Origin of the sequence: Paenibacillus catalpae (genome assembly GCF_900112695.1) — a bacterium.
Classification (GTDB): Bacteria; Bacillota; Bacilli; order Paenibacillales; family Paenibacillaceae; genus Pristimantibacillus; species Pristimantibacillus catalpae.
The window spans coordinates 601,965-617,252 of the sequence record NZ_FOMT01000003.1 but is presented as its reverse complement, the minus strand read 5'-3'; the positions used below and the strand labels follow the sequence as shown (position 1 = coordinate 617,252).

General features: G+C 51.3%; 19 protein-coding genes. All 19 read right to left on the bottom strand.

Annotated elements, in window-relative coordinates:
• The 19 genes from BM200_RS16335 to larE all read right to left on the bottom strand — a co-directional run bounded on the left by BM200_RS16335 (position 1) and on the right by larE (position 15,280).
• Positions 1 to 402: a DUF2634 domain-containing protein gene (locus BM200_RS16335; RefSeq protein WP_091187406.1), complete on the bottom strand. Its 402-nt coding sequence runs from the start codon at positions 400 to 402 to the stop codon at positions 1 to 3.
• 25 nt (positions 403 to 427) lie between these two features.
• Positions 428 to 886 carry a DUF2577 family protein gene (locus BM200_RS16330; RefSeq protein WP_139230790.1) on the bottom strand — a complete coding sequence of 153 codons (459 nt, stop codon included), beginning with the start codon at positions 884 to 886 and terminating at the stop codon, positions 428 to 430.
• Between the two features lie 17 nt (positions 887 to 903).
• The gene (locus BM200_RS16325; protein WP_091187403.1) at positions 904 to 1,383 is read right to left on the bottom strand and encodes a DUF2577 family protein; all 480 of its coding nucleotides are present in this window, start codon (positions 1,381 to 1,383) and stop codon (positions 904 to 906) included.
• A 26-nt stretch (positions 1,384 to 1,409) separates the two neighbouring features.
• Positions 1,410 to 2,372 carry an XkdQ/YqbQ family protein gene (locus tag BM200_RS16320; RefSeq protein WP_091187402.1) on the bottom strand — a complete coding sequence of 321 codons (963 nt, stop codon included), beginning with the start codon at positions 2,370 to 2,372 and terminating at the stop codon, positions 1,410 to 1,412.
• Positions 2,369 to 3,019 (bottom strand): LysM peptidoglycan-binding domain-containing protein, encoded by a 651-nt coding sequence (locus BM200_RS16315; RefSeq protein ID WP_091187400.1) that lies wholly within the window; start codon positions 3,017 to 3,019, stop codon positions 2,369 to 2,371. Before BM200_RS16315 ends, BM200_RS16320 begins: the two co-directional genes overlap by 4 nt.
• Complete coding sequence (locus tag BM200_RS16310) at positions 3,009 to 6,074, bottom strand: phage tail protein (RefSeq protein WP_091187398.1); 3,066 nt, start codon at positions 6,072 to 6,074, stop codon at positions 3,009 to 3,011. Before BM200_RS16310 ends, BM200_RS16315 begins: the two co-directional genes overlap by 11 nt.
• The gene (locus tag BM200_RS30040; RefSeq protein WP_175532896.1) at positions 6,053 to 6,199 is read right to left on the bottom strand and encodes a hypothetical protein; all 147 of its coding nucleotides are present in this window, start codon (positions 6,197 to 6,199) and stop codon (positions 6,053 to 6,055) included. Before BM200_RS30040 ends, BM200_RS16310 begins: the two co-directional genes overlap by 22 nt.
• 84 nt (positions 6,200 to 6,283) lie before the next feature.
• A complete protein-coding gene (locus tag BM200_RS16305) occupies positions 6,284 to 6,721 on the bottom strand; it encodes a phage tail assembly chaperone (RefSeq protein WP_091187396.1) in 438 nt (145 codons plus the stop codon).
• A gap of 29 nt (positions 6,722 to 6,750) precedes the next feature.
• A complete protein-coding gene (locus BM200_RS16300) occupies positions 6,751 to 7,200 on the bottom strand; it encodes a phage tail tube protein (RefSeq protein WP_091187394.1) in 450 nt (149 codons plus the stop codon).
• Positions 7,201 to 7,203: 3 nt separating this feature from the next.
• Positions 7,204 to 8,559, bottom strand: coding sequence for a phage tail sheath family protein (locus BM200_RS16295; protein WP_091187392.1), 1,356 nt, complete (start codon positions 8,557 to 8,559; stop codon positions 7,204 to 7,206).
• Position 8,560: 1 nt separating this feature from the next.
• Entirely contained in the window at positions 8,561 to 8,824 is a 264-nt protein-coding gene (locus BM200_RS16290; protein WP_091187391.1) for a YqzN/YkzM domain-containing protein, read from the bottom strand.
• On the bottom strand, positions 8,817 to 9,266 hold the full coding sequence (locus tag BM200_RS16285) for a hypothetical protein (RefSeq protein ID WP_091187389.1): 450 nt from the start codon (positions 9,264 to 9,266) through the stop codon (positions 8,817 to 8,819). Before BM200_RS16285 ends, BM200_RS16290 begins: the two co-directional genes overlap by 8 nt.
• A 210-nt stretch (positions 9,267 to 9,476) precedes the next feature.
• Complete coding sequence (locus tag BM200_RS16280; RefSeq protein WP_091187388.1) at positions 9,477 to 9,821, bottom strand: hypothetical protein; 345 nt, start codon at positions 9,819 to 9,821, stop codon at positions 9,477 to 9,479.
• A gap of 215 nt (positions 9,822 to 10,036) precedes the next feature.
• Positions 10,037 to 10,681: a HupE/UreJ family protein gene (locus BM200_RS16275; RefSeq protein WP_425434574.1), complete on the bottom strand. Its 645-nt coding sequence runs from the start codon at positions 10,679 to 10,681 to the stop codon at positions 10,037 to 10,039.
• Between the two features lie 13 nt (positions 10,682 to 10,694).
• A complete protein-coding gene (larC2, locus tag BM200_RS30635; RefSeq protein ID WP_091187385.1) occupies positions 10,695 to 11,183 on the bottom strand; it encodes a nickel pincer cofactor biosynthesis protein LarC2 in 489 nt (162 codons plus the stop codon).
• A gap of 26 nt (positions 11,184 to 11,209) precedes the next feature.
• Positions 11,210 to 12,124, bottom strand: coding sequence for a nickel pincer cofactor biosynthesis protein LarC (larC, locus tag BM200_RS30630; RefSeq protein WP_091187383.1), 915 nt, complete (start codon positions 12,122 to 12,124; stop codon positions 11,210 to 11,212).
• Positions 12,121 to 12,879 carry a nickel pincer cofactor biosynthesis protein LarB gene (gene larB / locus BM200_RS16260; protein WP_091187381.1) on the bottom strand — a complete coding sequence of 253 codons (759 nt, stop codon included), beginning with the start codon at positions 12,877 to 12,879 and terminating at the stop codon, positions 12,121 to 12,123. Before larB ends, larC begins: the two co-directional genes overlap by 4 nt.
• A gap of 33 nt (positions 12,880 to 12,912) precedes the next feature.
• Complete coding sequence (locus tag BM200_RS16255) at positions 12,913 to 14,382, bottom strand: gluconokinase (protein ID WP_091187379.1); 1,470 nt, start codon at positions 14,380 to 14,382, stop codon at positions 12,913 to 12,915.
• 88 nt (positions 14,383 to 14,470) lie between these two features.
• Positions 14,471 to 15,280 carry an ATP-dependent sacrificial sulfur transferase LarE gene (larE, locus tag BM200_RS16250; RefSeq protein ID WP_175532895.1) on the bottom strand — a complete coding sequence of 270 codons (810 nt, stop codon included), beginning with the start codon at positions 15,278 to 15,280 and terminating at the stop codon, positions 14,471 to 14,473.
• Positions 15,281 to 15,288: the final 8 nt, after the last annotated feature.

The following is a 15,288-nucleotide window of genomic DNA, read 5'->3' as shown; positions in this document are numbered from 1 at the left end:
CTACAACACTCCTTCGTACCGGATCATGCCTTGCGTAGAATCAACCTTAAAGGCTGCCTTCACTTCGTCGTTCTCCCACAAGATCTCGAAATCATAGACACGGGTAATTCTTTCATCGTAGATGAGAGCTTCCGTAATCATCCGAATCATCTCGACCTGGATAAAGCCTTGGGTATAGGCTTTGCCCAGCATCAGCTGCACTTCGCAGCCATAATCGTGCGAGTATATGGGATAAGCGAAGCGGATTGTTTGAATCGCTTTATGTATAAACTGCTTGATGGCATCCAGACCATCGATTTGTCTGCCGATTTCGCCTGTCTCGAGATCAAGACTGTAGGTGCGCAAGACCGGCTTTTTCTTCACGATGATATCCGGAAATCCGATATCGGGGGTAAGCCCCATATGCTCTCCGCCTTCCTGTAAGGGACTAGTAGGTCACGATGCGGTCGAAAATAAAAAATTTTTGTCCGCCTTCGAACGTAATGACCATCACCTTATCGCCTTTTTTAAGCAGATCGTCCTTCTTGTCGTCATTAATGTAATGGATTTCGCCTTCCTTCAGGCTGAAGTCTTTGTCCTTGAGACTAACCTCTACGGAATAAGGATGGGTGTGCGGGATGGCTTGCGACGGGTCCGTATTGCCGCTGAAGGTCTGAGCTCCGATTGTTGTCTTTCCGCTGCTCTTCAGGTTTACTTTTCGCTTCACCCGGCACAGCTTCTCGGCAACAACGATCAGCTCCTTCGGAATGATCAGCTTATCGCTGCCCTTCAGCTTAATCTTCAGATCGGGCGGATCCGAGACGACCTCCGCTTCCATCAGCTCCGGCAGCTTCATGGCCTGAATGCTTTTGACGCTATGCTGCTTGATCAAGTCCCCTAGCGACACGGGTACACCTGCCTTCGTTAATATTGGACAATCCGGTCGATGATGAAAAACTTCTGCCCGCCTTCAAAGGTCATCACCATCACCTTATCGCCTTTCTTCAGCAGATCATCCTTCTTGTCGTCATTGATGTAGTGAACCTCGCCTTCCTGCATATCAAAGCTCCTATCCGCCAACGCGACCTCAAGCTTGGAAGGATGATCATGCGGGGTATTATTCGGCGGCGGCAGCGGATGAGGCATCTGGGTAATTGTCATGTCAAAGGACTGCTTGCCAATCTCCGTCTTGCTGCCCGCATTCAGATTAACCTTCTGCTTCACCTCGCACAGATGCTCGGCTACCACAATCAGCTCTTTCGGAATAATCAGCCTATCGCTGCCCTTCAGCTTGATCTCCAGCTCGGGCGGATCCTTCGTGACCTCCGCTTCCATCAGCTCGAGCATCTTCAGCGACCGGGCGCTCTTCATGCTGTGCTGTTTAATCAGCTCTCCCAGCGACAAGCGCTTCACCTGCTTTCTATGCCGTTTCAGGTCATCTCGGTTAAAGTCAGTGACATCTTGTGATACCGCCCGTTAAACTGATGATTGTCTTCCTCAACCGCATAGGTCTGCTCGATGCCAAGCTCCGGTACTTTGACCACAATCGCCGTCCCGGAAATCACTTCGGATATGCCAATAACCTCATCCAGCTTAAGGGACTTCTTGACCTTCCCCTTCTCCGCGAGCAAGAGATCCGCCGCTTCCTGAAGCTGAGCCCGGTTCTGCTTCTCCTTCACCTTCTCATAATGCTGCAAGACGCCAAATTGCTTCTGCAGCGACTTGTTCTCGGCCGTAGCGATAATCGTCTGCTTCTCTTCCCCGCCCTGCAGCTTGATCTTCGTAACCGTCTCTTCAATTGACTCCCCATACGAGTAATCGATGAGATTAATACCTGTCTCAATGACCCAGTTCCGGCTGTTTTTCTTATAAGGTACAAGCTGCACCTTCCCGTCCTTGGTATAAAGCGAGTAACGGATGCCTTTCTGCCGGTAGGTAATCGCCAGCGCCTTCTTCACCATATCGAACAAGGTCTCTTCATCGCATACCAGATAAGAGATGACATGCCCCGTATCTTCGATCGTCCCGGCGGGAATGGAGAAGTCGGTGCACAGCTTGCTTATGATGGCGGAGGCTTTCATGCTCTTGAACACGTAAGAATCCTTGTTGTTCGTCAGATAGATCAGCTGGTCATAAGCGGTAAGACTCAGCTTGCCGGGCTTGTATTCCGCGTTAAATACAATCCCGCGGAAGAGCTCCTCTTCGCCGTCATGCAGCATAATGCCGGTTCCGTTGGCGACCATCGCAAGGCTGGCTTCGCCTTCCTTGGCGTGAAGCAGGCTGACCGTCAGCTTCCGAACGGCCTTTTGCGAGCTGCCGGACCATTCCGCGCTTTGTACAAGAGAGGTGACGTCTGTTGTTGTTCCGTTATCGACAAGCATCACCCGAATCATGGAATCACCAGTACTTGGTTTGGATAGATCGTGTAAGGCGGTTTAATGCCGTTGGCCGCAGCGATATTCTCGTATGGCACGCCAACCATCCGGTCTATGGCCCATAACGTATCGCCTTTTTTGACCGTATAGGATTTGGGCTTAACGGTCTGATTCGGACGCTGGCCCTTGCTGCTGATCTCCGCGACCTTCTGCCCGTTTTCTTCTTTGGTCTCGATCGTACGCGGCTTCGTATACTTGAACTCCCGAAGGGACAGATCATAATAGATGCTGCCGATATCTCCCGCAATCTCCCGGTAAGACAGCGACTCAATCGTCACCGCCACCGTCAGCTTCTGCCCTTCGGGATTGATAATAACGAACTGGACCGGAAAGCCGCTGAACTTCCATGATTCAAGCTGGTCAATTCCCTTCTTCGGCGGGGGAATATCCTTATAGGCACAATACGGGCCGTAATGCTGGGGAAAATGGGAAGAGAATTCGTACGTCTTCAGCACTGGATCCTGAATGACCGTCACCTGCCCAAGTTTCTGGACGGTTACGGTCTCATTCGCTGAGCCGGCGGTCACCTTGAGCTCGGAAGGATTGACAGGCAGCCAGAGCGATTCCGCTCCGTTGTTATAGGTGAACCAGAACTCAACCGGCATACACGCCTTCTCCTTCCGTTAACAGATCCTCTTCCAGCATCCGCTTCAGCTTCTCGATAAACCGATTCTCATCCGCCTCGTCATGCACATGGATTTCGCCAACCAAATTCGCGATTTCCACCGACTTGGAATTATTGACGGAGCCTGCGCCAGGCGGACTGTACGGCTGCAGCATCGAGCTTTGCTGCTCGGCCGACAGCTGACCGCTGCGGTACTGACCCGCCTGCTCCGACGTCAATACCATTTCCCCTTGGTGAAGCTGGGCGATATAACCGTTGAACGGCACCCGGTTCAAGCCGTTCCGGTGGCTGCCGTTAATTGGCGTGACCGACATATTGACCGTTGCCGCCGCGCTGCCGAAGATTGATTTGATCGAATCCCATATTTGCTGCACCGTCTGGAAGAGCGTTCCGTACATGGACTGAATCCCTTGAATGAGACTTTCCATAAATTGCGTACCAAAGGACATCGCCTGCTGCGCAAAGCCGGTCATCAGGTCATAGACGATTCGGACTCCCCAGGCAAAAGCTCCAATGATAATCCCCCACATCAGAAAGGTGAACTCCCCGATCCCGGACAGCACCGGAGAAATAACTCCCCATAAGGCATTCAGCGTATTTGCTGCCCAGTTGTACATCGTTCTAAAAGCATTCATGACCGAATTTGTGACTGTATCCAAGACATTGCTGAAAAACTCCCGAATCTTAGACAACGTGCCCGTAATAATCGTCCATAGCTCCTGCATAGTGGAATCAATCGTTTTTAATACGTTGAAGAAGGTCTCAACCGCCTTGTTTGCAAAGGTATCGAATGCCCGATCAAGGAATTCCTTCATTGCCGGACCGATTGACTCCATAAACTCGGTGAAGGAATGAAACGATTCAATAGTCGACTGTATGATTCCATCAATGGTGGCGTCGAGCCATTGCCGGAAAGTTCCAATAAAACTCCTCGCGCGCCCGAAGCCGCTCTGGATGGCATCGATGGCCGTATCAATAGCCTTTCGGGCAAAGGTAGATATTGCGTTTCCAACCGCTTGGAGACCTGACCATATGGCCTTGGCCGTCTCAACAACAAAGCGGGAGATATCGTCCCAAGTTTGGGTGATGACCTGCCATACCGGCATTACAGCATCCTGAACGGTCTGATACAGCTGACCAAGACCGGATGCATATCCGCTCACGAAGGATTTGGCATGACCGATAGACTTCGAGGCAAAGCCGGTAAGCAAGCCTCCAACCTTGCCGATTGCTCCCATGACCGCGTTGCGGATGGTCTGAACAGCCCCAAGATGATCACCTGCCGCGCCTTGCCAGACACCAACAAATATGCCGCGGAGCATCTCCATCGCTGCCTGACCGATGCCAACGATGGTGTCAAAAGCGGCTGTAATGATCCCGCTCACTGCCCTAAAGGCTGAACGGACCGTACCGATTATGAACGATCCCGCTCCAGAGATGATCTTGCCCATTCCATTCCAAATGAGCGCATGGAATTGATAGATTCGCATCATAATACCCGAGACCGTTGTCCATACGGCTTGAAAGGCCGAACTAACCGCCTGCCAGGCTTGCGTTAACAGTTGATCCGTTACCTTTACAATGTTGCTCCAGGTCTGGGACAGCCAAGCCTTCAGCTGCTGGCCGAGCTGCGTAACGGTATTGACCAGCTGGTTCCAGCGGGTAATGGTGCCTGTTACAAGCTGACTCACAAACTGCTCTACACCGGATACCGCGTCTTGCCAAAGTTGATTTATCCAGGCGCCAAGGTCGGCGAACAGCTGCTTTGTATCCTCTACAAACTGTTTGATCGATTTAACGAAGCCGCTATAGGCCGACACAATCCAGGCAATAGCAGCCTTGGTCTTGTCTTGTATGCCGCCCCAGTTACCGGTCCAGGCTGCCGTGAGCAGACCGATAGCTGCAACGATCCAGAAGATTGGATTGGATAAGAGGCCGATAAAGACACCAATTCCGGAGATGATAGAGGCAACGGTAGAGATAACGGTGAAAGCGGCAAAGGCTGCGACAAGTCCATTCAGAATTGGCCTTAATGTCTCGAAGTTGGCGCTTATCCAATCAAGTGCCTTCTCCAGCCAGCCAAATACCGGCCCCAGCACATCGGCCAGCCACAGGAAGCTCTTCACCAGCACATCAACGGTCTTCGCCGCAAGGTTCTCCAGCTTCTTAAAGCCGCCGTTCGTCAGCCAGGTCACAAGCCGCTGCATAATCGGCTTCACCTGATCCAGTGCGGCGACACCCGCATTTTGCAGCGAACCCTTGAGTCCCTCGGTGACAATCTCCCACATCCCGTTTGCAGATTGATTCAGCTTTTTGGAGCCGCCATCGAACCATTTGCCCGCATCGGAGAGGAACTTGTTCCAGCTGCCCTTCTTGAATTCAAAGCCGAACTCCTCCAGCTTCTTGTAATCTTTGCCGTTTGCCGCTTCAATCGCTTCCATGGCTTCGGCGACCGATTTGCCCGGGTTAAAACCAGCCATATCCTCCGCCAGCTTGACAAGCTGCATCGCCTTGCCCGTATCGCCTTTGGTTAGCTTGATGGCCTGCATGCCGCCTTTAAGCACATCATCTGCCGAGAATGCCGTCGTCTGAGCATTGTCCCGAAGTGCGGTCCAGTAATCGGCAAAGGACTTCTCTAGAGCAGCCGCGCTTGCGGGTCCCTTGCCTTTCCCGCCTTTGCCACCGGGCGGCTTCAGCTTGCTGACCAGAAAGTCGAATCCGATTTTATCGGATTCGAGATCTGCTGCTGCCACGACAGTGGAGGTGCCAAAGCTTTTCAGCTTTTCACCTACGCCACCAAATACCTCTTGCATGCTTTTCAGATGATCGGCCAGCGTTGGCTTCTTCTCTTCAGCGGCTTGGGCTGGCGCTTTAGCTGTTTTCTTGCCAAAAATAGACTCCATCGCCTGCTTCCCGAGGCCTTGTTTCTTAAAAGATTTATAGCTGTTAAGAAAAACGGAGGCACCCTTTTTCTTAGCGCCTTTTTTGACAGCCAGTTTAATTCCTGCGCTCGTTATTGCGGCTGCGGCGGCCATTCATAACCGCCTCCTTCCCCTGTGAGTGCGCTATGCTCCGCTTCGGCCTTGCGCACGCGCAGCTTTACGCTCCGCATCCATCTCAATGAATTCAGAAGCGTAAATAAACGCCCGGTGGTAATCATCCATCTGCCATAACTCCTGGGGGGCAATATGATGCTTCTGCCACACCCGGTGAGAAATCAGCGCATGATAATCACCACTGCGGATTAGTTTTTTGCGTCATCCACCAGCTCTTCGAAGTCTGTATCAAAGCCGTTGACACGCTGAACCGCTTGAATAAGCTCGGCATATTCGCCGCCAACATTCAAGATCTCCTTCACCAGATCACAAGGGTCAACGAGGCCATAGCTGTTAAGCAGCTCCTGATCGCGGAAGTCAGGATAAACGGTCGTTTCTACTGCCAGGCGGCAGGCGAAACGTTTCCAGTCCACTTCCTCGCCAACTTTCTTGCCTTTCTTGAATTGCGGTACCGTGCACTCATCCTGCAAGTCTTCAATGCGCTTTGTATCTACGGCCTTCAAGCGGAAAGGAATGGGATTGCCTTCTTCATCCTCATAACGCCTCGATACGATAATCTCCTCGATTACCGCCTGCTTGGCTTTGCCCTTCATGAACACGTTCATTGATTTCGTTGCTGTTGTCATGGTCCATTCCCCTTCCAAGTTAGAAATGATTATTCAAAGCCGTCCTTGAGCGCTTCCGGTATTTCGGCCCCTTCAAAGGTGAACGGAATTTCTTCCTCCAACACCTCGGCTTCAACGTTGAACTGGCCGATTTTCACCGAATCAATATTGCAATTGAGCAGCGTAATACGCTCCGTACCGCGCCCGGCACCCGGATCATCAAGCACGCCTTGCAGCGTGAAGTACACATCCTTGCCCGTTGTTGCGTATTCCAGCAGCATTTTCGAAAACTTTGTCGTTACTTTATAAAGGGTCAGCGTACCCGTTCCGCTTAAGGAGGTCGTCTTCTTGCCAAGCCAGCGGTTGCCAAGAACCGCCACGTCCACCTTGTTCTTCTCGATCGTCGCCTCAAACGACTTGGCGTAGCCGATTTCCTCACTGTCAATGAACAGTCTTGCTTCCCGGCCGTTGATCGTATTATCCGCACGGAATTTTGCCATCGCTTATCGCACCTCCACCGTAAAGAAAAATTTCTCCATGCTATCAACCGGCTGAATGCCCAGATTGACATACACTTCGTCGCCTACCGAGCGAACCGTATCAATCTCGAAGTCTTTAATAAAATCAACGTTCTGGATCGCGCCGGCGTCTTGGAGGTCGCGTAAATACTGATTGGCAGCAGCCTTCAGAAGCGCATGTCCATCCCCGTTATTATCGATTTTGCCGATATAGCTGTCGTTCGCCACACTTGCAAAATCATTTGCGATCGCGTCCAGGACGCGGACTACGCGGTTTTTGGAAAAGCGGCCGTTCCGCGTTTGCGAATAGGAAACCAGGGAATTAATATCCTGCTCGACTTTCACCTTCACGCCGTCATGAACAAAGACGAACTGGCCCTTTTTGAGCGCCTCGATGACTTGGCTGTTCTTCAGACGCGGATTGGCGTCAACAGCTCCTTCATAAGCGCTGTATGTATTGGACTGAATGATAGAAGCGCCAGCGGTTGCTCCGGCTACCCAAGCAACAGCATCAAGCGCGCTAAGCGTTGTACCGTCCAGCAGCACAACCCCGTTGCCGACACTGACAATGCCTTCATAGTCGGAAATGTTCGTAAATGCCCCGTTATTCACCGGCGATGCGATAACGCCTTGAATCTTCTTGCCTTCTTCCTCGCGCATCCGTTTGATAAACGAGATAAACGAAATTTTCAGACCGGGATCGGAAAATGGATAAGCGATAACGTCAAAATGCTGAGTCTCCGTTGCTTCCAGATACGCTGTATGATCCTCGCCTTTCACCGTTCCGTCTGTTCCTCCTGTCAGCGGAGCGCCTGCCGTCTTGTCGACGCCAGCCGTGCCGGAAAAGGTTACCCATGCATTTGCCTTCAGCTCGGCTGCGGTGCTGACAAGCTGCTGATCAACAACGCGGCCGCTTACGAGCGTCTTGACCAGCTTTTTGGCGGCGCCGGATGGATCATCCTCTGAGGAAATCGTAATATCATTGCCCCGGATACCTGTATGTACAGCCGTTGCCGTTGTTACGTTAGCATCTGTGCCAAATGTTGCTTTCGCGCGTTCCCCTTCATTCAGCCGGTAAACCAGCAAGGTCTTTGCCCGCTTCTTGGCTTCACGTATTTTGACTACCTTCGGATCGTTGATGTCGTAACCAAGCAGATCAAGTACATCGCCGTCCGTCTCAATCTTCAGGAACGTACGCGGCTGCCCCCAGCTTAGTTCAAGCGGGATCGTGACCGTTCCCCGCTCGCCGGATTTGATCCGCTCAAGCGCTGCAATCTTAAAATTCATATACAGACCGGGTCTTACCTTCTCCACGCCTTGAATCCATGTTCCTCCCGCCATCTTAACGAACCTCCCTTTGCATATAGGCCTTGATTAATGACTGCGCTTCGGCAATGGTAAGCTCCCGACCGCTCGTTCCATATAAAGCGCCATCTACAACTTCAGGATTAACCTGGAACAGCTGCCGTGCGTTACGGCGCAGGCTTTCTGCCGAATATCTTGTCTCTACCGTTTCCAGTCCGGCTGCAGCCGGTGCGCTTTCGAGCGCTTCTGCGGGCACTATTGCCGGTGGCGGCTGAACCTCGCTTTTCCTTGGTCTAGGCATCGCTTTTCACCCTTTCCATAACCGTTAAGGTATTCACTTTCTCGTAGGTCTCCCTATCAAAGCCAATCTGTCTCGTCCACTCCAGCGTTAAATGAGCTTCACCGCTGCCGCCCATCTGAAGGTCCAGCTTGTCGATCCGAATGAACTCGCCCGTTGCCGTTCCGTCCTCCGTCAGGCAAGGAATCCGGTAACGGGGATACCGGATTGCATCCGCAATGCTCTCCGCAGCGGTGAAGGCTTTGCTGTCGCTGCCTTCGAACACCTTGATGACCAGCGTGTACGTCTTGCGGAACGATGCCAGGTTGCCCGGGCTGTCTGCAATCCGGGGAGGCGGAAAAGCCAACGCCGGGATTGTCTTCTCCTCGGGAACATCGCCGATGTACAATTCAGCGCTCACAAGCTTCCCGCAAAAGGACGCAATCGAATGCATATCAGCAAACAAAATCGATCAGCCCCTTCTTGAAGGTAATCTGTATCAGTGTAAGCTGAGCAGGGTTTATTTTCGGTACATCGCTTGTACCAGTTGCGCATCAGATTTGCCCAAGGAATGCCTAAGTTTTGTTTATCCAGCGTTAGTACTAGCGTTGTATCAGCTAAAAAAGCCAATAAAAAAAAGCCTCCCGGTAGGAAGCTTTTGCTCTCTTATCGTCAACTAAATCAAATTGGCTGCTTTTAATATGGAGGACATCGTATGTATCGCTCTTGATTTATAGACATCATAAGTGCTCTTTGGTATCTTCAGTACAAACTCATATATGTATTTATCTTTTTTCTGCTCAAAAAAACACCGGGTCAAAATTTCCTTCCCCTCATAAGGCAGCGCCTCCAGCGCCCGTTCGATCGCTTTGCATTTTCCGGCATATTCTGCATTCTGGTCAACCCTATGATCCCACACGGAAATATCGACTACCGCTTTCATTGACGGGTATGCTTTCAGCAGCTGCTTCACTCTATGGCGATCGCCATCTTTAACCTCAACATGGGCCTCAAGCAGCATGCTTTACATTCCTCCACTGGTATCAAGATAATCTGGCTTACCTATCTGATCATCACCATCCATTTAAAGGTAATACCTATTTTACCAAAATTTCCTGTTTTGTGAACAGTTCCTTTGGACTATATAAGAGTGCTGTTTGTCGTTAATTGCAACGCAAAAAAAACGGGAAAACACCGTGGCTTACCACGATCTCTTCCCGTCCGTTTTATAGGCCGTTATTTCACCCATAACTCAAATAGTCCCTCTGTTACCCCAAGGTTGTACATATAATAAATGCCAAATAAAAAGCTCACTGTACCGGCGGCTTTCATTAATCCGCGGTTCCATCTTATGTTCGACTTGCTGTATACAAAAGGAATACCTAATATTGTTGTAAAGATCAGCATGCCTGTAATCGTGCCTATACCAAACACCAGAATGTATAACGCACATTCCCATACCGATTCAACGGTAGACAAGGTCAGAAGAACCATCGCGGCACTTCCGGCGAGACCGTGTATAAATCCGATGACCGTCACTTTTACGAGGGAGGCTCTCTCGTGTTGATGCGAATGCTGGTAAGCGGTTTTAACCGATACAAAATTTTTGTAACCGAGATATACCAACATGATGCCTACCAGAAATTCAAGAGACATCGCCCATACTTCAGGCAGCTCTCCCTTTAACAGCACGAGCACCATACCAACAATAAACAAAGTGCTGGTATGGCCAATCCCCCAGAAAATACCCGTCAGCGTCGAACGCCACAGCTTTTTCTGGTTGCTCACCATCGTTGAGACGGCAATAATATGGTCGGGTTCAATCGAATGCTTGATTCCGAGTACCAGGCCAAGAAGCAGCACCGTTATTAAACTCCCCATCCCCATTAGCCTCCTATATGTTGTTGTCCATCTCTCTATAACCATTTTGTTCCAATCGAACTCTATCATAAACTTGTTTAAGAGGAATGCCAAGAGAATTCGCAATTCGTTTGCAATCCTCATATTCCGGCGCCCATTGTACGACTTCTCCCCGGTAGATGCCTTTTTTCACGGTGACGGAGCCCCACTCGGTCATGACCGTCTCAAACACCCGCTCCAGCCGATGTACCGTTAGCGGATAATACCGGATGCCAAGCGTCGTAGTCTCCCGGAACAAGATGTCCTTCATAGCCTCCGCTTTATCCTGAGCGCATAACAGCTGGAGCATCGTTCCCGGTCTGTTTTTCTTCATATAAATTGGGGTATAAAAAACATCGTTAGCGCCTTCCTCAAACAGCAAGTCCATCACGTAGCCAAGCCACTCGCCCGGAATATCATCCAGGTTTACTTCCATCTTGATCATTCCGTTGTCTTCATGCTCATATGCCGGCTGATTTTCCATTCCGCCTGACTCCTATTCTAAAGAAGCTATTCGCCAATCACGACGCGCAAAACATTAGGATGCTCGGGGAACGTTTTTGTTCCTGCGCCATAACCAATGACCTCAACCTTGAAGGAAGGCATTGGTCCAAAGCTCTCTGCAAGGACAGCAGCAAGCGCAGCTCCGGTAGGCGTAGTCAGCTCCGCTCTGATTGTCGACTGCTCAAGAGGGATGCCTTTCAGCATTTCGAGAGTTGCCGGCGCAGGAACCGGATAAATGCCATGGTCAATGCGGATTTTGCCGACTCCAACCGGTACGGGAGCGCATCTCACCGTTGTGATCTTCAGCTGATGAAGCAGAATGGCAGCGCCAACGATATCAACGATCGAATCAACGGCTCCTACCTCGTGAAAATGAACCCGTTCCAGCGGCAGGCCGTGAATCTTTCCTTCCGCTTCTCCGATTTTCTTGAATATCTGAAGCGCTGTTTGCTTGACTGCGTCAGACAAAGCAGACTTCTCGATAAGCTGGACGATGTCCTTGTATGCGCGATGATCATGGTGGCCGTGATCGTGGCTATGGCTATGACCGTGATCATGCGTGTGGTCGTGATCATGATCATGACTGTGACCATGAGCATGCGCATGGCTGTGCCCATGATTGTGCTCGTGGCTGTGCCCATGATTGTGCTCGTGGCTGTGCCCATGATCGTGTTCATGACTGTGCCCGTGATCATGCGCATGGCTATGCCCATGCCCCTCATGCTTCAGCTCGACATCAAACTTGAGCGCTTTGATGCCGTTCTTCATCACATGCTTCCAGGTCAGCTCATACTCGTCGCCGATCCGGAGCTTCTTCAGTTCTTCCTGCAATTGAACGGCGTCACCGCCTGCATCAAGTAGTGCGCCTATAAACATGTCTCCGCTAATGCCGGAGAAGCAGTCAATATATAAGGTTTTCATGATTCAGCGGCTCCTTTATTTATAAGCTGATGGATAAGGGCAGCGTTATAGCCGCCGCCAAATCCGTTATCTATGTTGACTACGCTGATGCCGGAAGCGCATGAATTCAGCATGGTAAGGAGTGCCGACAATCCGTTAAAGCTGGCTCCGTAGCCCACACTGGTCGGTACCGCAATAACCGGATGGGCGACAAGCCCGCCTACCACGCTGGGCAGCGCGCCTTCCATCCCGGCCACAACAACCGAAACGGCCGCCTGCTGAATTTCTTCCGCATGATGCAGCAGACGGTGAATGCCCGCCACGCCAACATCGTAGAAACGGCGCACATGGCTTCCAAGCACTTCGGCCGTTACGGCTGCTTCTTCCGCAACAGCCAGATCCGATGTACCCGCTGCCACAACGGCAATATATCCTTTAAGCCTGCTCTCCCTATGGTCAGCATGCTTCCAGAACAGCAGTCTGGCTACAGGATCATACCTGTAATCCGGGCATACGTTCTGAAGCTGCTCAGCCTTCTCCTGCGATATCCGGGTAATGAGCACCTCATGGTTCTGCGCCTGCAAAGCTTTCGCAATCCCGATAATCTGGTCTGCCGATTTGCCCTCGCCATATACAATTTCCGGGAACCCTTGGCGTTTCTTCCGGTGATGATCCACCTTCGCAAAACCGAGATTCTCGAACGTCGCCAGCTGTTTAGCCGCATCCTCTACACTAAGCCTGCCGTCCTGCACCTGTCTCAGCACATCTTCAAGCATCTATTCACCTCTTAAGCCCCATCATCTGCTCTTTTAAAACAATGCTGTAATAACGGCTGCCAATTTCTCGTACCGATCATAAACGGCTTTATAAACCTGGCTGTTCTCACGATTAGGAAGCACCGCTTCCCCCATCGGGATATTGTGCTTGATAGAAGCCAGATCCTTCTCTTCCCCGATAGCAACAAGCCCAAGCCAGGCGGCTCCCCAGGCTGCGCTGTGATGATTCTCGGACACGTAAATTTCCGCATCAAAAATATCTGCCATCATCTGAAGCCAGATTGGCGATCGCGCTAAGCCGCCGTTGACATATATTTTTCGGGAAGGACCGGCAAGCTGCTCAAGAGCCCGTCCAATCTGATACAAATTAAAAGTAATACCTTCAAGCACAGCACGCACGTAATGCGCTTTCGTATGCGCAACGGTCATTCCGTAGAAATTACCTCTTGCCCGTTGATTCCACAGCGGTGCCCGCTCCCCGTTAATGTACGGGAGGAACAGCAGACCCTCGGCTCCCGGCGCAGACTGCCCCGCTTCCGCAAGGAAGCTCTCATAGCTGCCTTGATCGTTCAGCAGCTGTTTCAGCCATTGGAGCGCGATGCCCCCGTTGTTCGTTGGACCGCCAATAATATAGGAATCCTCGGTAAAAGAATAACAGAACGTTTCGCCTCGGCTGCTGACCTTCGCCTCATTCGTTACCTGCCGGATCGCTCCGCTTGTCCCCACCGATACGGCAACCTCTCCCGGCAGCAGCGCGCCAATCCCCAGATTGGACAGCTGGCCGTCGGCAGCACCAATGGCTGCAGGCACCGTAGAGGCAATGCCCATCTCATCTGCAATCTCTTCTTTAATCATTCCCAATAACGTCACAGGAGCTACAATTTCGGATAACTGAGCAGCCTGAATGCCTGCCAGCTCCAAAATTTCCTCATCCCATGCCAGAGTGGACGGATTAAACAAACCGGTAGCGGAAGCCATCGAGTAATCTATGACCCTTTTTCCGAACCAGCAATAGATCAAATATTCCTTAATCGACATGAAATAAGCGGCCGCATGGTACGGCTCGAAGCCGGTTTCCTTCATCCACAGCAGCTTCATGAATGGTGCCATCGGATGAATAGGCGTACCTGTTTTCGAATAGAATCTTTGGCGCTCCTCTTCCGTCAAACGGTCAACCTGATCAGTCCCTCTTCCATCCGACCAGATAAACGCAGGAGACAAGGGCAAGCCCTCCCCGCTCACCGGTACAAGAGAATGCATGGCCGCGGAGAAGCCGATTGCTGACAGCTCATCCTTGGCTATGCCTGCCTTCAGCACCGCATGCTTCACGGCTAGAACTGCCGAACGCTCAATAGCTGCAGCATCCTGCTGTACCCAGCCTACCTGCGGATAGTCGGACAGAACAAGCCCCTCCGCTTCCGCAACGAGATGGCCAACCCGGTTAAAGACACAGGCTTTGGCGCTGGTGGTGCCCAGATCAAGCCCGATTACGTATTTTGACATTCGATAAACCTTCCTTTTCCCCAAGCGTAAACGGCTGCGCCGTCCTTAAGAGGAGCTGCAACCCATACTAACTTAAATTTGGCCAAAGTTATAAATTTAGCGATCGATTCATGCTGCCGCTCCGGTATCCCAGCAGATCAAGGGTTACATACTTGTAACCAAAGGCTTGAAGCTGCTCGACAATAGCCCCGTGATGGGTAAGAACAAGCGGCATATCGCCAGGTTCTACCTCTATTCTAGCAATCTCGTCATGGGTACGCACGCGAACCTGGCGAATATTCAGCGATTTCAAGTAAGCCTCTGCACGCTCCACCTTCAGCAGCTTCTCATTCGTAATCCGTTCACCATAGGCGATCCGGGAGGACAGGCAGGCAAACGACGGTTTATCCCACGTCGGCAAGCCAAAAGCATTCGACAAATCTCTAATCTCTTGTTTATATAAATCCGCCTCCAGCAGAGGGCCTCTCACGCCTCTTTCCTTGGCCGCCTGCATGCCGGGACGGTGTTCATTCTTATCATCAGCAATTACCCCGTATACGAGATTGGCGAAAGAACGCTCTTCCAGCAGCGGGACCAGATGATCAAACAAGCTGCTTTTGCAAAAATAACAACGGTTCTTATTGTTCTCCGCATAACCCGGAATGGCCAGCTCCGAAGTCGAGATCACTTCATGCTGCACGCCGATCAGCCTTGCTAACTGCTTCGCTTCTTCCAGCTCGCTGGTCGGGTATGTCTCTGAATCGGCTGTAACGGCCAGTACATTCCCGGCTCCAAGTGTTTCTACTGCTGCTTTCAACAGAAAGGTACTGTCCACCCCTCCGGAAAAGGCAACAACAACCGATCCCATCTCGCGGAGAATCTCCTGCAGGGCCACATACTTATCAGTCGGCACGTCCATTCCCCTTT